Annotated in this window: 13 protein-coding genes; 9 read left to right on the forward strand and 4 right to left on the reverse strand. The window is 68.1% G+C overall.

All coding sequences use genetic code 11. The features are described 5' to 3' along the window. Positions 1-21 precede the first annotated feature (21 nt). Together CFB81_RS29405 and CFB81_RS29410 are read right to left on the reverse strand one after the other, a co-directional pair. A complete protein-coding gene (locus CFB81_RS29405; protein WP_089437484.1) occupies positions 22-4,224 on the reverse strand; it encodes a YadA family autotransporter adhesin in 4,203 nt (1,400 codons plus the stop codon). 557 nt (positions 4,225-4,781) lie between these two features. Continuing rightward, positions 4,782-5,750, reverse strand: a complete 969-nt coding sequence (locus tag CFB81_RS29410) for a LysR family transcriptional regulator (RefSeq protein ID WP_089437485.1) — start codon at positions 5,748-5,750, stop codon at positions 4,782-4,784. A 289-nt stretch (positions 5,751-6,039) separates the two neighbouring features. Here CFB81_RS29410 and CFB81_RS29415 point away from each other — a divergent pair, with 289 nt between their 5' ends. Then, positions 6,040-6,651: an isochorismatase family protein gene (locus CFB81_RS29415; RefSeq protein ID WP_089437486.1), complete on the forward strand. Its 612-nt coding sequence runs from the start codon at positions 6,040-6,042 to the stop codon at positions 6,649-6,651. A 54-nt stretch (positions 6,652-6,705) separates the two neighbouring features. Then, positions 6,706-7,173, forward strand: a complete 468-nt coding sequence (locus CFB81_RS29420; protein ID WP_256976367.1) for a cupin domain-containing protein — start codon at positions 6,706-6,708, stop codon at positions 7,171-7,173. A 191-nt stretch (positions 7,174-7,364) separates the two neighbouring features. Here the strand turns inward: CFB81_RS29420 and CFB81_RS29425 are convergent, their stop codons facing one another. Together CFB81_RS29425 and CFB81_RS29430 are read right to left on the reverse strand one after the other, a co-directional pair. Next, a complete protein-coding gene (locus tag CFB81_RS29425; RefSeq protein WP_256976368.1) occupies positions 7,365-10,400 on the reverse strand; it encodes an ATP-binding protein in 3,036 nt (1,011 codons plus the stop codon). A 94-nt stretch (positions 10,401-10,494) separates the two neighbouring features. Next, positions 10,495-11,289 carry a winged helix-turn-helix domain-containing protein gene (locus CFB81_RS29430; protein ID WP_256122082.1) on the reverse strand — a complete coding sequence of 265 codons (795 nt, stop codon included), beginning with the start codon at positions 11,287-11,289 and terminating at the stop codon, positions 10,495-10,497. Positions 11,290-11,700: 411 nt separating this feature from the next. Here CFB81_RS29430 and CFB81_RS29435 point away from each other — a divergent pair, with 411 nt between their 5' ends. From CFB81_RS29435 to CFB81_RS29465, 7 genes are all read left to right on the forward strand, one after another. Beyond that, positions 11,701-13,149: an ATP-binding protein gene (locus tag CFB81_RS29435; RefSeq protein ID WP_089437488.1), complete on the forward strand. Its 1,449-nt coding sequence runs from the start codon at positions 11,701-11,703 to the stop codon at positions 13,147-13,149. Further along, positions 13,146-13,790 (forward strand): response regulator transcription factor, encoded by a 645-nt coding sequence (locus CFB81_RS29440; RefSeq protein ID WP_089437489.1) that lies wholly within the window; start codon positions 13,146-13,148, stop codon positions 13,788-13,790. The genes CFB81_RS29435 and CFB81_RS29440 overlap by 4 nt, the downstream gene beginning before the upstream one ends. Positions 13,791-13,897: 107 nt before the next feature. After that, positions 13,898-14,614, forward strand: coding sequence for an outer membrane protein (locus CFB81_RS29445; protein ID WP_089437490.1), 717 nt, complete (start codon positions 13,898-13,900; stop codon positions 14,612-14,614). Positions 14,615-14,643: 29 nt separating this feature from the next. Next, positions 14,644-15,117: a hydroxyisourate hydrolase gene (locus tag CFB81_RS29450; protein ID WP_179236101.1), complete on the forward strand. Its 474-nt coding sequence runs from the start codon at positions 14,644-14,646 to the stop codon at positions 15,115-15,117. Positions 15,118-15,148: 31 nt separating this feature from the next. After that, positions 15,149-15,484 (forward strand): hydroxyisourate hydrolase, encoded by a 336-nt coding sequence (locus CFB81_RS29455; RefSeq protein ID WP_089437492.1) that lies wholly within the window; start codon positions 15,149-15,151, stop codon positions 15,482-15,484. A gap of 201 nt (positions 15,485-15,685) precedes the next feature. After that, entirely contained in the window at positions 15,686-16,726 is a 1,041-nt protein-coding gene (locus CFB81_RS29460) for a serine protease (RefSeq protein ID WP_256976369.1), read from the forward strand. 102 nt (positions 16,727-16,828) lie between these two features. Further along, positions 16,829-17,176, forward strand: coding sequence for a helix-turn-helix transcriptional regulator (locus CFB81_RS29465; protein WP_069620346.1), 348 nt, complete (start codon positions 16,829-16,831; stop codon positions 17,174-17,176). Positions 17,177-17,187: the final 11 nt, after the last annotated feature.

Here is a 17,187-nt window from a genome sequence, read left to right on the forward strand (position 1 = left end):
GCGCGACGCGGAGCGATCGGGTCAGAACTCATAGCCGACTTGAGCACGGACGCCCACGTCGCCGACCGACGTGATCGACGTCGCGCCGTTCACGAGCCAGTTGCCGCTGCGCGACCGGTAGGTGGCGCCGGCGGCGATCGCCGAGCCGCTCTTGAAGTTCGCGGCGCCGACCGCGACGACGGTCTTGCCCGGCTGCGACGGCGTCATGTTCGGCATCGCCATCGCGGCCGCGATACCGGCGTACGCGTTCTTCGCGACGTCGTTGATCGCCCGGTTCGTGTCGTTGAAGCGTGCGTCGACCGATTCCATCGCGCGGTCGAGCTGGCCCTTCGTCGCCGCATCGCTGGCGTTGATGCCGTCCGCGATGTTGACGAGCCGGCGGTTGCCTTCTTCCGTGCCGTTGCCGAACGAAACGGTGTTGGCTTCCGTCGCCACCGAGCCCTGGCCGATCGCGACCGAGCCGCTGCCGGTGGCCGATGCGCCTTGACCCAGCGCCGTGCTGTCCTTGCCCGATGCAACCGCGCCCTGGCCGAGCGCCGTGCCGTTTTCGCCCGACGCGACCGCACCCTGGCCGATGGCCGAACCGTTGTTGCCCGACGCGACCGCGCCCTGGCCGATGGCCGAGCTGTTGCCGCCCGATGCCGTCGAACCCTGGCCGATGGCCGAACCGTTGCTGCCCGATGCGACCGCGCCCTGACCGACGGCCGAACTGTTCTCGCCCGACGCGAGTGCCTTCTCGCCGATTGCCGAGCTGTTTTCGCCCGATGCCACCGCGCCCTCGCCGACGACGGTCGAGCCGTCGCCCGTGCCCGGGCCGCCCGTGCCGGGGTTCGTTTCGAGTTCGCCGAGACGGTCGGACAGATCGTCGAAGCGGTGCGACAGGTCGCCGAACTGGCCGCTCAGCTCGCCGTACTGCTTCGCGAACTGCTCCTGCAGGTCGAACAGCTGGCTGCCGTTGATCGCGTCCATGCTCGTCGCGCTGATTTCGCCCGCGGCGACGCGCTGCAGCTTCGTGCCGAACGTGCCGGCGAACGTCACCGTGTCGAAATTCAGGCCCGAGTCGTACGTGACCGCGCCGACTTCCTTGCCCGTGTAGTCGATCAGGCCGGTGGCGCGGAGCTGCGACACGGTCACGACATCGTCGTCGTCCACACCGTTCGCGACGCCGGACAGCACGCGCGCGCCGCTGGTGCCCGCGAAGTTCACCACCGAGCCGCCGGTGTTCGCGCCGACCGTGATGTCGCCCGTCATCGCGTCCTGCTGGACGAGGCCGAGCGTGCCGCTTTCAAGCTGCTCGGAGAGCTTCTTAAGGCCGCCTTCGTTGGTCGTGACGCGGCCGTCGAGGTTGGTCACGACGTCGCCGACGGAGTTGACGATCTTCGTGCCGCCGCTGCCGTCGCCGACGGTGAAGGACGGGGCGGAGATCGAGCCGTCCGGGTTCACCGTCGAGCCGCCGCCGATCGCCGAGGCGACGCTTTCCGACACGCCGTGCAGTTGCGAACCGTTGACGGCTTCGGTGCTCGTCGCCGACACGTCGCCAGCCGCGACGCCCTTGAGCGTGCGTGCAGTGCCGCCGGTCGCGCTGAAGTCCACGGCGTTGCCGTCGGTGTTCGCGCCGACGGTGATGTCGTCGCCTGCCTTCGCCTGCTGGACGAGGCCGAGCGTGCCGCTGCCGATGTCGTCAGCGAGCTTCTTGATGTCGCCTTCGTTGGTCGTGACACGGCCGTCGAGGTTGGTGACGACGTCGCCGACCGAGTTGACGATCTTCGTGCCGCCGCTGCCGTCGCCGACGGTGAAGGACGGTGCGGAGATCGAGCCGTCCGGGTTCACCGTCGAGCCACCGCCGATTGCCTTCGCGACGCTGTCCGATACGCCGTGCAGTTGCGAACCGTTGACGGCTTCGGTGCTCGTCGCCGACACGTCGCCAGCCGCGACGCCCTTGAGCGTGCGTGCAGTGCCGCCGGTCGCGCTGAAGTCCACGGCGTTGCCGTCGGTGTTCGCGCCGACGGTGATGTCGTCGCCTGCCTTCGCCTGCTGGACGAGGCCGAGCGTGCCGCTGCCGATGTCGTCAGCGAGCTTCTTGATGTCGCCTTCGTTGGTCGTGACACGGCCGTCGAGGTTGGTGACGACGTCGCCGACCGAGTTGACGATCTTCGTGCCGCCGCTGCCGTCGCCGACGGTGAAGGACGGTGCGGAGATCGAGCCGTCCGGGTTCACAGTCGCGCCGCCGCCGATTGCCTTCGCGACGCTGTCCGATACGCCGTGCAGTTGCGAACCGTTGACGGCTTCGGTGCTCGTCGCCGACACGTCGCCTGCCGCGACGCCCTTGAGCGTGCGTGCAGTGCCGCCCGTCGCGCTGAAGTCCACGGCGTTGCCATCGGTATTCGCGCCGACGGTGATGTCATCGCCCGGGTTGGCCTGCTGCACGAGGCCGGTGGTCCCGCTTTCGAGCTTGCTCAGCTTGTCGTCGATGTCCCCGATCTGCTTGGTATGGCCGGCGACGGTGCTGATCGTCGACGACAAGCCGGTACTCAGGCCCGAGACGATGCTGTTGGTCGACGAGAGTCCGGTGCTCAGTCCCGCAACGGTGCTGTTGGTCGACGACAAGCCGGTGCTCAGGCTCGAGACCGTGACGTTGGTCGCGGCGATCGCGTTGTTCGTCTTCGTGAACTCGGCCGTCATCTGGCCGAGGTTCACGGCGTCCATGGGTTGCGTACCGTCAGCCACGTTGGTGATCTGCCGACGCAGCGCCGACGAGCCGACCGATACGCTGTTGTCGCGATCCGTGGTCGCGCCGGCGCCGAGCGCCACCGAATCGGTATGGGACGCCTTTGCGTTGACACCCAGTGCAACGCCATGCGAGCCGCTTGCGTTCGCAGCATTGCCGATCGCGACGGCGGCGCCGCCTGCGCTGCTGGCCTGGAAGCCGAGGGCCGTGCTGTTGTTGCCGCTGGCGAGTGCGCTGTTGCCGACGGCCGTTGCGTAAGATCCCGAGGCGCTGGTGTTCGTGCCGATCGCAAGCGCGGCCGTGCCGGCTTGCGCGGCGACCGTGCTGTTGCTCGTGTCGATCTTGACGTACGTATCGTCGACCTTCGTCGATAACTCCTTATTCATCTGGCCGACGTTCACGGCATCGTTGTCTTCCGTGCCTGCGGCGACGTTGACGATCTGGCGCGTGAATTTGTTGCCGTCGATATTGGGAACACCGGCACCTACGGATACGGTGTTGTCTCGGTCCGCAACCGTGCCGAAGCCCAATGCGACGGCGTTGTTGGCGCCGGCGCTGGACGTGGTGCCAATCGCGACCGAGCCTGTCCCTGTCGACACCGCAGCACGGCCTGTGCCGGTGGCGCTGCCGATTGCAACGCTATAGTTCCCTGTCGCCGTCGAATTGCTGCCGAGCGCCATGCTGGCTAAGCCGGTCGACGAGGCCGATACGCCCAGCGCATTCGAATAATTGTTCGATGCGAAAGCGTTGGACCCGATGGCGGCCGAGTTCGAATTCGCCACACGCGCGTTCATCCCGAGCGCGACGGCATTGTTTGCCCCGCTGGCGACGGCCGCTGTCTGGCCGATAGCTGTCGACCCCGTGCCGCCCGACGTCGCAGTGGCGCCGATCGCCACTGCGCCGGTGTTCGTCGCGGACGCAGCGTGTCCGAGCGCCAGCGCATCTTCGACCGTTGCCGATGCCTGATATCCGATTGCGGTCGTGTACCGCCCGGCGGTTTGCGCGAAACTGCCGATGGCGATCTGCCGGTCGCTGGCGTCGTTGTTCTTGGCACTTGCGCCCAGTGCGATCGAGTGCAGGCCGTTGGCCGTCGTGGCCGAACCCACGGCGACCGAACTCGATCCGCCGGACGTCACGGTTTGTCCGATGGCGACTGCATTGCTGCCCGATGCGACGGCAGCGGTACCGGTGCTATTGACCTTCACATACGTCGTATCATCCGCCGCCATCGTCCCGATCAGGCCCATCGTCCCGACCGCGCCGTCGCTGGCCGCCTTGCACACGCCCGCCGCATCGACCGTTCCGCTCGACCCGTCTTCCGTCGTGCACGTTTCCGCCGCAGCCGCGCCACCGATCGCCGCACCACCGAGTGCGATCGCGATCACCGCTTGCCGTGCCGCGCGCGCCGAGCCCTTCGAATGCGACTTCGCCGTTTCGGCCGCGGCCGTCCACGTGTTGGTCACGGCATTCCAGACGCTGCGATAAGTCTTGTTCATGTCCCTACTCCTTTCAGTTTGTCAGTTCACAAACCGATGGTAGGGATCGGCCTCGTCCTAATCAGTCGTCCCTGGCTGATTCGAGATAGCGACCGTGTAGGCCCAGTCCTACGCGCGCGGCGACGCGCCGCGGGCCTGCGCCGCGGAACGAAAGGCGATGGAGGGAGGAGGCCGGCGCGCGAGGGCCGGCCGTGCGGGAATCAGGCAGCCGGCGCCTGCGTCGAGCGCCGTTGCAGCGCTTCCCTTGCGAGGGTGTCCGCTTCGGCGAGCCGCGCCTCGAACGACGTCAGGTCGCCGCCGTGCACGATGGCCTCGGAGAAGTTGCACAGCTTAACGTCGGAATGACAAGCCGAAATTCGAACGCCGAGTTCGCCTCAACGCGAGTTGATTTTTCCTGAAACGCAGGCCTGCCTGCGACCCGTAGTAATAGCCTGCGGCGGGCACCGTCACGTCGATCGTTGGCGTCACATCGAGCGCTTTCGGATTTCGAACGGCAGCCTTTCTGTTCACCAAAAGCTCGATAGGCTGATGCAAAGGGCGCCTCCATGTGGACGACCTTATTCCCGACCGCGGCGCCTGCGGAGGCTCGCCGCCGCTTCCATTGCCACGGGTTGCGCCGCGCCCGAGCCGTCGGCCCACGATGCGTAGTAGCTTTTCATGTGCTCGACGAACACGCGCACTCTTGACGGCGTATGCCGGTGCCGTGGATAGACCGCGTAGTAGCTCAGCCGCCCGAGCCGGTAGCCGGGCAGGATACGCACGAGCCGGCCTTCGGCAATATCGCGCGCCACCGTGAGGTGCGTGAACGCGGCAATGCCGAGCCCCGCGACCGCTGCGGCGTGAGCGGCGGTAATGGCGTCGATCCGCAGCGCGGCTTGCCCTGCGATGCTCGTCGTGTCGCCGTTGTCGGCCGTCAGCATCCAGTCGCCGTCGCTTTGCGGCTTGCGATGCATCAACAGGTCATGGCCGGCGAGCTCGACCGGCGACCTCGGCAGGCCGCGGCGCGCGACATAGGCGGGCGCGGCGACGAGGATCTCGTCCGAACGCGTCAGCGTCCGCGCGACCAGTTCCGAATCCGACAGCGTCCCGGTGATGCGCAATGCCACGTCGAAGCCGTCCGCGATGAGATTGACGAACCGGTCGCTGCACGAAATATCCAGTTGGACCTTCGGATAGCGCTCCCGGAACGCTGGCAGCCACGCGCCCATTTCGAACGTGCCGACCGCCATCGGTATCGACACGCGCAGCAGTCCACTCGGCTCCGCACGTCCGGTCGACAGCGCGTCGGCTGCGGCATCGACGCGATCGAGAATATCGACACACGACGCGTAGTACCGCTCGCCGTCTTTCGTCAGCGAGAAATGGCGCGTGCTGCGCTGTACGAGCTGCACGCCGAGCACGGCCTCGAGCTGTCGCAACTGGCGCGAGACCGTCGAGTGCGTCATGTCCAGCCGATGGCCCGCGATCGAGAAACTGCGCGCCTCGACCAGCGTGCGGTACACGCGCATTGCAAGCAGTTGATCCATGGAACGGCTCCCCGCGTTTTTCCGGTTCGTCTGTCGGCCCGACGAAGATTGCCGGCGCACATATTATCCCGAGTCGCGGATACGGAAGAAACCGGCGGACTCTCGCCGGCGAACGAATAGGACCGGTCCTATTCAGTCGCCTTCACCGTTGATCGATACTCGATTCGATCGCACGGCCAGGCCCTCCGCAACTGTGCGCTGCGCGCACAGATCATGTGCGCACGCGCGGTAGCCGGATAGAGGCCCGTTCCCTAAACTCGCTTCGTCCATTCATGAACCGGAGTACGACATGTCTCACCCGACCATTCTCGCCATCGTCGGCGCTTCGCAGCCGACCGTCCTGTCCCGCGCCAGCACGGCGCTGCTCGTCATCGACTTCCAGAATGAGTATTTCAGCGGTCGCATGCCGATTCCCGACGGCATGGCGGCCTTGAGCAACGCGAAGCGACTCGTCGACATGGCCGATCGTTACGACATGCCGGTGTATCACGTGCAGCACGTGAACCCGGCTGGCGCGCTGGCATTCGCCGAAGATTCGCCGACCGTCGAATTCCACGATGCCCTTCGACCCGAGCCGCGTCATCGCATCGTGCAGAAGTCCAACGTCAGCGTGTTTCAGGGCACCGACATCGAACAACGGCTGAAGGCCGACGGCACCGGGACCGTGATCATCGCCGGCCTGATGACGCACGCGTGCGTCGCCGGCGCCGCGCGTGATGCGGCGCCGGCCGGGTTCGACGTGATTGTCGCGTCCGATGCGGCGGCGACGCGCGATATCGATTCGCCCGCCGGCGGAACCGTCGGCCATGCCGCGCTGCACGCAGCGTCGCTGGTCACTGTCGCCGATACGTTCGGTGCGGTGATGTCGACGGACGCGATCCTGGCCTTGCGCATGCTCTGATTGGAAGGTCGGCCCATTATCCGGTCGCTTATCCAACAATTTAAGGAATGCAAAATGAAATCGCTATCGAAGTATCTCGCAGCTGCCTCGGCCGTGTTTGCGGTCACCGTGCCGTTTGCCATCGCAACGCACGCCGCGGAACAGGTCAAGGCGGTCCCGCAGCCGCTCGTGTCTTTTCCCGTCTCCGACCTGAAATGGCGTGAGTTGCCGGGCACCGGCGGCATCAAGGTCGCCGACCTGCGCGGCAGCATCACGGGACACGGTCCGTACGACGCATTCGTGATCTTCCCGGCCGGCAAGGACAATCCGTATCACCTGCATACGCAGAACCTGCCGACGGTCGTGCTGAAGGGCACGTTCTACGCGATCATCGACGGCAAGCGTACCGAGTACCCGGCTGGCTCCTTCTACAATTTGCCCGCCGACGTGCCGCATTACAGTGGCTGCGAGAAGGGCGAGGACTGCCTGCTGTTCCAGTACCAGGCCGATCACTTCGATCTCGTATCGGTGGAAAAGAAGTAAGCCGGGCGGCGCTTCCGGAGGTGCGTCTGGATTCAGACGGGTTCTGATAGACGTTGCCGGGGCCGCCGTCGCTTCGATGTAAGGGTTTAGCGTATTGCTTGTGCCCGGAGGGAGCAGGACCGCGAGCGTCCTCCGGCAAAAAGCCGAGACGGATGAGAAAGGCTCTCCAGCCAAGGCTGGCCGAGCCGTATTCAGGCGGACGGCGCTTGCGTTGCACGCCGTTGAAGCGCTTCATTCGCGAGCGTTTCCACCTCCGCGAGTCGCGCATCGAACGACGTCAGGTCGCCGCCGTGCACGATGGCCTGCAGTTCGCCGATTGCATCGGCCACCGCATGTTCGTGAATCGTCGCGAACGCGCCGCGCAGCGAATGCAGTTCGTGACGCAGCGCGGCGATATCGTTGCGCGATGCCGCGTCGTGCATCGCCGCCACCGATTGCGCTCGACTCGCGTCGAGCAGCGCATGCACGTCCGGCGGCAGCGGACCTTGCGCGAGATCGACGAGCGTGCGCGCGGCGGGCGCCTGCGCGGCGGCCGTCTGCGCGTAACGCCGCACGGTGCGATCGATCGTATCGAGCAGCACCGGCTTCACGAGCACCGCGACGATGCCCGCTTCCGCACAGCGCGCATGCTCGGCCGCGCTCGCATGCGCGGTGACGGCGACGATCGGCAGCCCCGGATACTGCGCACGCAGCACGTGCGCGAGCGTATAGCCGTCCATCCCCGGCATGTTCAGATCCGTCATCACGAGGTCGTAGCGCGTATCCGCGCAGCGCCGCAGCGCCGCCGCGCCTTCGTCGGCGGCATCGGCCGCATAGCCGAGCGTGACGAGTTGTCCTTGCAGCAGCGTGCGGTTGACCGGATGATCGTCGACGACGAGCACGCGCGCGGTGACCGGCGGCAGCGCCGCATCGCCGGCCTGCGCGGCATCGTGCTCGGCGATCTGCGCGTCGGTGGCCGCGCGCAGCGGCAGCGTGACGACGAACGTGCTGCCCTTGCCGGGGTCGCTCTTCACGTCGACCGTGCCGTGCATCATCTGCGTGAGCTGCTTCGTCAGCGCGAGGCCGAGCCCCGTGCCGCCGTAACGGCGCGTGATCGACGTATCGGCCTGCGTGAACGGCCGGAACAGCGCCGCGCGCTGCGCGTCGGTCATGCCGATGCCCGTGTCGCTGACGCCGATCGCGACCGGCGATTCTGGGTCCGTATCGTCGCGCAGGTAGACCTCGAGCGTGATTTCTCCGTGGTTCGTGAACTTGATCGCGTTGCCGACGAGATTCGCGGCGATCTGCCGGATGCGCGTCGGGTCGCCGACGTAGCGCGACGCGAGCGCATCGTCGACGAACACGTCGAACTGCAACCCTTTCGCGGCCGCGAGCGGCTCGAACATCGCGCCGGTTTGCCGGATCGTTTCCGCGAGATCGAACGGGATCGCCTCGATCGTCATCTGGCCGGCTTCGATCTTCGACAGGTCGAGGATGTCGTTGATCAGATCGAGCAGCACCGACGACGCGCCCTCGACCGTATGCAGCCGCTCGCGCTGCGAATCGGCGAGCGGTTCGCGGCCGATCAGTTCGAGGTTGCCGAGGATCGCATTGAGCGGCGTGCGGATCTCGTGGCTCATCGTCGCGAGAAACGCCGATTTCGCGTCGTTCGCGGCGTCGGCGGCGCGCGCCGCTTCGTCGAGCCGGCGCTCGATGTTCTTCTGCGACGTGATGTCGGAGAAGTTGCACAGCACGACGTCCCTGTCGCGAAAGCGCGTGCGCACGAGATTGACGAGCAGGTCGACGGCCTCGCCGTCGGCGGTGGGCAGCGTCACGTGCAGATCGGGTTGCCACGCGGCGGCGGCGGGCGAACGGTCGAAGCGGGCGAGCAGCCGCGCCGGCAACGACGGCTCGCCGGCCCGCCGCGCATCGTAGTCGCGCATCGTGTCGTTCTGCAGCAGCACCGCGCCGTCGGCGAGCGACAGCAGCGCGATGCCGGACGGCGCCGCTTCGACGATCGTCCGGTTCAGGTTCTCGCTGTCGATCACGCGGCGCGTGCGCGCGTCGTCGGGCTTCAGCACACGGCGGTCGAAGCGCACGAGCAGCCACCAGACGAGCGCGATCACGGCCAGCATGACCGCGACGTACCAGCCGGCACGCAGGCCGATCGTCGCGAGCAGCGAGCGCAGCGTAAATGCCTGCACGAGCGTCCAGTCGGTTTCGGGAATCGGCTGGCTGAGCGAAAACAGCCCGTCGCCGAACGCCGTGCGCGGGCCGCCGCGGCGCGCGGCCTCGCGTGTATGCGCGGCGAGGCGTTCGATCGCGGCGCGCGTGGCGTCGTCGTCGGCCGCGGTGCCCGCGCGCAGTAACGTTCGGCCGCGAGCATCGACGACGATCGCCGCGTCGGTCGTCTCGCCTGCGGACAAACGCGTGCGCAGCACGTCGACGGGCAGCGTCGACAGGAAAACGGCGCGCGGCGATTGCGCGTCGTAGACGGCGCCGGCGATCCGGAACACGTCGCGCCGCTGCACGGGGTCGTAGACGGGCGGATGCCATTCGTATTGCCCGGGCGGCGGCGTGCCGATGCCGGCGGCGACTTTCGCGACGAGCGTCGCTGCATTGGTCGCGGGCGACGCGGTGAGCGGATCGGGCGGCACCGGTTCGGGAATCACGACCGCGAAGCTGCGGTCGGGGCGATACGCGTAGCCGGCGATCGCGCGATCGGCGTCGTGCTTCGCGACGTACGCGCCGACGCGATAGCTCATGTCGCTCGCCATCGCCAGATCGTGCGCGTAGCTGTCGGCCGGGTGCGCGGGCGACAGGTCGGCCAGCACGAGCGTCGGCGGGAAGGCCGGGCTGCCCTGGATGATCAGCCGGCCGCGACCGGCCGCGAGGGCGGCGACGCGGGCGGGATCGGTGGCACGCGAGTTCCACACGGCTTCGTCGTGCGTGACGAGCGTGTCCATGCCCGTCGTGCGCATCTTGAATTCGATCTGGACCAGGAACTGGCGCACCGCGAAGGTCGTATAGCGGGCCTGGATCGCCTCGCGCGCCATCGTATACAGCATCAGGCCGCTCGCGAGCAGGATCGCGACGGTCACGGCCGCGCCGCCGGCATACAACAGCGCGCGCTGGCGGCGGCCGACGCGGGTCGGCGCGGCGGACGGGTGCGCGGCGGCGGAGCGGGAATGATCGGGTGCGGCGCGGTGGTCCATCGGGAGCGGGGCGGTCGGCCAGGGTGCCCCCATGATAATGGAGTCCGATCAGCGCGCAATGGGGCCTGTCAGGGTTGCCGGGTGCCGGCGGGCCGATCGGCGGGCGGCGATCGCGCCACGGGGCCGGCTATCGGCGCGGCGCCGCTTCGTCGTCGTCGGGCGGCGTGCCCGGCTCGCACGTGACGAGCCGATACCCGAACCCGTACATCGTCATCATCTTCACGCCGTGCCGGCCGTCGAGTTCGAGTCGGTCGCGCAGATACGCGACGTGCGTGTCGAGCCGCCGGCTGGAGGCTGCGACGAGCGACCCCCACACGAGCTGGCTCACGTGCGCGCGGTCGAGTGCGCGGCCCATGTTCAGGAAGAACGCGGTCGCGATCTGGAAATGCTTCTCGGTCAGCACGTGCTCGCGGCCGGCCACGTTCACGCTGCGCGTGGCCGTGTCGAACTCGAACGCACCGATGCGCCAGTGGCGATGATGGGTCGCGCGATGATGCGACCAGCGCAGCCACGTCGCGATGCTCGCGATCAGCGTATCCGGCGGCACGGCGTACGGATGATGCTCGTTCGCGCCGGCGATGAAACACGCGGAGCGCGCGAGCTCCGCGTCGCGCTGGCTGATCGACACGATCGCCACGGTGCCGGCGAAACGCGCGCGCAGTGCATGGATCGCGTCCGTCGTGCGCCGGCAGGCCGTTTCGCATTGCACGACGAACAGGTCGAACGCGCGCGTGTCGCAGGCCGCGAGCAGGTCGGGCAGATATTCGAAGCGCGACGGCCGGTAGCCGGCGCGGCGCAGGATGTCGTCGATGCGCAGGCGGTCGTAGCCGTAGCCGGCGCGACGCAGCCGGTCGTCGAACGTGCCGCGGCTCGGATGGTCGATCGTCAGGATCGCGATGGCGGTGGAAGGGGCGTCGGTCACGATGCGGACGGGTGAAGCCGGTGCGGCGCGGGTGCGGCAGGCGTACGCGGTCGGATGAAAAGAGGCGGGATCATGGCCGGACAGGTTCCGGGCAGTTAGCGGCGTGACGCCGTCCAAAAAAAGTCCCGCCGGGGAGGCGGGAAAAGTATCGACTATGGAGCCTGTACTCCAGGAGGCAACGGAGAACAAGCAAGCCGATTCTGGTCGGTTCGGAGTCTGAAGAAAATCAGCCCAGTCTGAAATTGCAGGCGGTGCAATCGATGTTGCCGCGGTTTGGGACTGGGCTGACAGCCGGCATAACCGGATTCGGACCACGGGCTGCGTCGATTTGCCGACAATGACGACCACCGGCGCAGGGTGCGGCAATCGTCTCGTGCAGTGCCCGGCCCGTTTTCCGGCTTGCCATCGAACATGAAACCGTCTTTCCGAATCGCCGCGCTGGCCGCCTGGCTCGCGCTGAGCCTCGCCGGCACTGCGTTGCTCATCTCGCGCGCCGTGTCCGACGCGTACGGCCGCTTCTTCCAGGATTCGAGCATCACGATCCGATTGCTCGCGCAGAAGGCCGCGCAGCACGAGGCGATCCTCGCGACGCTCGGCGCGTCGTCGCTGGCCGCGCCGCCCGCGCACATGCTCGACAACCTGCGCGAACGGATGCCGCAGCTCGACGGGCTTGCGTACTGGCGGCCCGGCGCGGGCTGGCAGACCGACGGCGGACCGGCCCCCGACGCGCTGCCGCAGCAACGGCCCGGCAAGCCGTTCAGGCTCGCATTCGACGGCCCGGCCGCGTACTGGCTCATCGCCGGGACCGGCTGGGCCGTGCGCGTCGATCCGCGCCGGATGCTGCAGCCGGGCGACTGGTCGACGGCGATTTCATCGGCGGCGCTGGAATTGCGCGACCGCCGCGTCGAGTTGCTGCAGCGCGTGAGCGGCGACGCGACGCCGTTGTGGACGATGCATCTCGAGAAACACCTGCCCGCACAGCCGCAGGCGTTCGTACTGCGCACCACGCGCACGCTGACGGCCGTCGATTTGCCGTGGCTGCCGATCGGGCTGTGGAACGCGGTGGCGGCGCTGCTCGCGGCAGGCGCGCTCGGCGCATGGCGGCTGCGCGAGGCGCGGCGCCGCGAGGATGCGCGGGCGCGCCTCGATCGCTTCGGTCGGCTCGATACCTTCGGCGAAATGGCGGCCGGCCTCGCGCACGAGCTGAACCAGCCGCTGACCGCGATCGTCAGCCACACGCGTGCGGCCGAACGCATGCTCGATCGGCCGACCGAGCGCGACAGCGTGCGCCGCGCGCTGCAGACGAGCGTCGCGCAGGCAAAGCGCGCGGCCGCCATCCTGGAGCGCATGCGCGAAGCGGTGACGACCGCGCATGGCGGCGAGCGCCGCGCGCTCGATCCCGACGCGATCATGCAGACGCTGCTGTTCCTGTACCGCGACGAATGCGCGCGCGAGCACATCGCGCTCGGCTGGCACAACGCGGCGGCGCGCGAGCGGCCGTTCGCGGAGCCGATCGCGGTCGAGCAGATCCTGCACAACCTGATCCAGAACGCGCGCGACGCGCTGGCCGGCGCCGGCGTTGGCACGGGTGCATCGCGTGGCGAGATTCGCGTCAGCGGCGCGCGCGTCGGCAAGCACTACCGCTTCAGCGTGACCGACAACGGCCCGGGCGTGCCGGAAGAGACGCTGCCGCGCCTGTTCGAACCGTTCTTCACGACCCGTGCGCGCGGACTCGGCCTCGGGCTGCCGCTGTGCGACACGCTCGCGCAGCGCCAGGACGGCACGCTCACGGTGCGCAACCTGCCATCGGGCGGCGTCGAAGCCGCGTTGCTGCTGCCGCTGGCCGCGGAGGGCGCATGAACGATTCGCTTCAACCGTCTGCAATCCGCGACGCCTCCGTCGTCGCGATCGTCGACGACGACGAAGCCGTGCGCGACGGCCTCGCGTTGCTGCTGCGCACGGTCGGCGTGCCGACGCGCTGCTATCCGGACGCATCGGCCTTCCTCGCCGATGCCGACGACGCGGCGCTCGGCTGCGTGCTGCTCGACATCCGGATGCCGGGTATGAGCGGCCTCGATGCGCTCGACCAACTGCGCGCGCGGCGCGACCTGCCGGTGATCGTGATGACGGGTCACGGCAACGTCGACGCGTGCCGGCGCGCGTTCAAGCGCGGGGCGCTCGATTTCCTGCGCAAGCCGGTGGACGACGACGAGCTGATCGACACGGTGCAGCAGGCGCTGCGCCGGCAGGCCGCGCGGCGTGGCCAGGACGACGCCGATCAGACCCGCACGGCCCGCCTCGCGACGCTGAGCGCGCGAGAACGCGAGGTGCTGGAAGGGATCGTGCGCGGCGGCAGCAACAAGGAGATCGCCCGCGAACTCGGGCTGTCGCCGCGCACCGTCGAAACCTATCGCGCGAACGTGTTCGACAAGCTGCAGGCCGCGTCGCTGGTCGAACTCGTGCGCGATTACGCGGCGCTCGCGGGCGGCTCGCCTCCGTAGCGCTACGGAGGCGCAACCCGTAGCCGAACGGGTTCAACGATCGCGGCGCGATTCCTACGATGACGGCTTCTCCGATCCGTCATTCATCGTCAAGGATTCGATACACCATGATCAAGCGCTTTGCCCTGCCGTCCACGCTCGCCCTGCTGTTCTCGGGCGCCGCTTTCGCCGATACCGTCGCCGCGCCGGAGACGAAGAAGACCGCCGACGCGAGCGACGCCGGCTACTACGCGACGGGCCGCGTCATCGGCGCGTTCGACAACGCGGTGAACATGGAGCTGACGAGCCCGCGCGTCGCGAGCCGCGTCGGCGGCCCGGAGACGGGTTCGAACGTCACCGGCTCGCTCGGCCTCGGCTACCAGTTCGGCAATGGCTGGCGCGCGGAAGGCGAATACGTGTTCAAGCGCACCAACAACTTCACCAGCTACTGGGCGCCGTTCGACGCGAACGCGAACGAATTCCACGTGTCGGCGCAGCGCCTGATGCTGAACGGCTACAAGGACTTCGATCTCGGCCGCGGCTTCTCCGTGTACGGCACGCTGGGTATCGGTGTCGCGATCGTGTCGGCCGACGGCTGGCAGACCAACGAGTCGCGCCGCTTCGCGTCGAAGACGCAGACCAACCTCGCATACTCGGCCGGCGCGGGCGTGAGCTACGCGATCAACAAGCGTTTCTCGATCGATCTCGGGTATCGCTATGTCGACATGGGCAACGTCGAGACGGGCTTCAACACGTTCGCGAACCGCATCAACGCACGTGACGAACAGCTGAAGTCGAAGCTGTCGTCGAACGAAGTGTTCATTGGCCTGCGCGGCCGGTTCTGATGGAAATCGCGCCCGCGGAGACGCATCGCATGAAGAACATGATCGATACGGGGCGACGCAGGCTCGTGCTGGCGACGACCGCGCTGGCCGCCGTGCCCGCATGGGCAACCGACGGGGCATCCGCGCCGGGCGTCGCGCCCGGTGCGCGGCGCGACGCATCGCCCGATCTGACCGTGCGCATCGTCGACATGCTGAACGGCGTCGCGGCCGAAGGCATGCGCGTCGAGCTGTCGCGCGTCGACGGCGCGCAAGACGTGCCGATGCGTCGTGCGACCGTCGATGCGCGTGGCGGTACCGGCACGCCGCTGCTGGCCGGCGACGCGTATCGCGCGGGCACGTACACGCTGACGCTGCATGTCGGCGAGTACTTTCGTGCACGTGACGTGCCGTCGCCGTTCCTGACGGTCGTGCCGGTCCGCTTTCGAGTCGCGCGCGACGACGAGCGGCTGCATGTCGCGGTGCAGTTCGGCCGCTGGAACTACACGTATTACCGCGGCACGTGATACGGCCGCACCTGCGCAAAAGGAGCACGACATGACGGGCATCAGCACGCATCTGCTGGACGTCGCCACCGGCAGGCCGATCACCGGCGTGCGGATCGAACTCTTCGACCTGGGCGAGCAGCCGCCGGTGCTCGTCGCGCGTGCGGTCAGCAACGCGGAAGGGCGTAACGACGCGCCGATGCTGGACGGCGATCTCGCGCGCCGCGGCGCGTTCGAACTGCGGTTGCATCTCGGCGAGTATTTCCGCGTGGCGGATGCACTGACGGACGTCGTGCCCGTGCGTTTCACCGTGACCGATCCGGCGCGGCACCATCACGTGCCGGTGGCGTGTTCGCCGTGGTACGTGTCGGTGTATCGCGGCAGTTGAGCGTTCGACGGACGGTGCGAGGGTGCGATGCGCGGTACGCGCGGGGAGGCCGCGTCCGTTCGGGCGCCCCCGGCGCGACGGTAGGACCAGGCTGACCGTCGCATCGGACCGAAGGTGACGCAGTCCGATTTACCGGAACCGGGGCGACGGCGATACTCGGAGCCATTCGTTCAACTACGGGAGCACGGATTGCCGCGACGGATGTCGGATGTCGCGCAATGCGTCGTCGACATCATGAGCATGCAGGACATCACCGGGCATTACGCGATTCCGCTCGCGCATCCGTTCTCGGATGTGCCGCCGCCGTACGGCCGCCGACGCCGGCCGTTCGTGGCGAGCCGGCGGGCGCGGCAACACGTGTTCGATATCTACGGCGCGCCGCGCGTGCCGGCACCCGCGGCGAACGGTGGCAACGTCGTCGGCGCTGCTCGGCCCGCCAAGGTCGTGCGCGCCCAGGATTTCGGTTCGGACAACCGCGCATGGGTGCGCCCGCATCCGCTGCGCCGCCGCTGGCGTCTGACGTTGATGACGTGTGCGCTGGTCGGCGCCGCGTGCATCGTCGCGACGCATCTGGTCGACGAACGCCAGCATGCGGCTGAGCATGACGCGGGTTATTCGACTGCGATCGCGGCAGCGCCGACGGCGGCCGTCGCGGCGACGGAAGTCGCGCGGGCCACGGGCCACGCGGCGGAAGTTGCGATCGTGCGACCGGATCGTGCGGCGCCGACGGATGCGCAGATGAAGGCCGCCGCGACGGTGGTGGCGGAAACCGCGTCCGCGGAGGCACGCGCGTTGCACGTCGCGGGTAGCGGGTCGGCGGCTGAACCGGTCGCGGTGGCGATGGCTGTCGCGTCGAATGCTGTCGTCGCGGAAGCCGCGGTGCCGCGTGCCGATCGCGGATCGTCGTCGCGCAAGCCGGTTGCGGTGGCTGCGGCGCGGCCGGCGGCGAAATCCGCAGGGGCGCCGCGTGGCAAGGCGGCGCGTCAGGCTGGCGCGAACGCGCCTGCCGTACAACATGCAGCGATTGCGGCACGCGGCGCGATGCCGCATGCGCAACCGGCTGCCCGAGCGACCGATACGTCGGCGGCCACGCCGGTATCGAGTTCGGCCCAGGCCGTCGGCATGACCGCCGCCGAGTTTACGCAATGGCTCGCCGCGACGCGCGACACGTCGCGGCCGGCAACGGCCGGCGCCGATCTGACGGTTGAATTGCCGAGTCACACACGGTTGGTCGGGCGCTGACCGGCGCGCGTCGCGCGGCCGGTATCGACCGACGGAACGGCCCGGCGGCGCCGTATATCGGCGTCGCTTTCCTGATTTCCATATTTCGACTATTATCGAATTATGGAAATCAACGAAACCATTGCCGCCCTCGCGGCGCTCGCGCATGAATCCCGCCTCGCGGTCTTTCGCGCGCTCGTGCAGGCCGGGCCACAAGGTATGCCGGCCGGCCGGATCGCCACGCTGCTCGACGTGCCGCCGTCCTCGCTGTCCTTTCATCTGAAAGAACTCGCGCACGCGCAGCTCGTGACGAGCCGCCAGGACGGCCGCTTCGTGTTCTATTGCGCGAATTTCGACACGATGAACGGGCTGCTCGGCTATCTCACGGAGAATTGTTGCGGCGGCAATCCATGCTCGCCGGTGTCCGGCTGCTCGCCTTCCGGGAAGATCGATCGTCCCCGTCAATCCTGACGCGCGTTCGC

It is taken from the genome of Burkholderia sp. AU28863 (genome assembly GCF_002223195.1).
In the GTDB taxonomy this organism is placed as follows: domain Bacteria; phylum Pseudomonadota; class Gammaproteobacteria; order Burkholderiales; family Burkholderiaceae; genus Burkholderia; species Burkholderia sola.

Bases quoted from the DNA above. Each gene is read 5' to 3' on its own strand.
- CFB81_RS29450 (WP_179236101.1), top strand. From the start codon at position 14,644: ATGAAGAACATGATCGATACGGGGCGACGCAGGCTCGTGCTGGCGACG.
- CFB81_RS29465 (WP_069620346.1), top strand. From the start codon at position 16,829: ATGGAAATCAACGAAACCATTGCCGCCCTCGCGGCGCTCGCGCATGAA.
- CFB81_RS29405 (WP_089437484.1), bottom strand. From the start codon at position 4,224: ATGAACAAGACTTATCGCAGCGTCTGGAATGCCGTGACCAACACGTGG.
- CFB81_RS29420 (WP_256976367.1), top strand. From the start codon at position 6,706: ATGAAATCGCTATCGAAGTATCTCGCAGCTGCCTCGGCCGTGTTTGCG.
- CFB81_RS29445 (WP_089437490.1), top strand. From the start codon at position 13,898: ATGATCAAGCGCTTTGCCCTGCCGTCCACGCTCGCCCTGCTGTTCTCG.
- CFB81_RS29410 (WP_089437485.1), bottom strand. From the start codon at position 5,750: ATGGATCAACTGCTTGCAATGCGCGTGTACCGCACGCTGGTCGAGGCG.
- CFB81_RS29440 (WP_089437489.1), top strand. From the start codon at position 13,146: ATGAACGATTCGCTTCAACCGTCTGCAATCCGCGACGCCTCCGTCGTC.
- CFB81_RS29435 (WP_089437488.1), top strand. From the start codon at position 11,701: ATGAAACCGTCTTTCCGAATCGCCGCGCTGGCCGCCTGGCTCGCGCTG.
- CFB81_RS29460 (WP_256976369.1), top strand. From the start codon at position 15,686: ATGTCGGATGTCGCGCAATGCGTCGTCGACATCATGAGCATGCAGGAC.
- CFB81_RS29415 (WP_089437486.1), top strand. From the start codon at position 6,040: ATGTCTCACCCGACCATTCTCGCCATCGTCGGCGCTTCGCAGCCGACC.
- CFB81_RS29425 (WP_256976368.1), bottom strand. From the start codon at position 10,400: ATGGGGGCACCCTGGCCGACCGCCCCGCTCCCGATGGACCACCGCGCC.
- CFB81_RS29455 (WP_089437492.1), top strand. From the start codon at position 15,149: ATGACGGGCATCAGCACGCATCTGCTGGACGTCGCCACCGGCAGGCCG.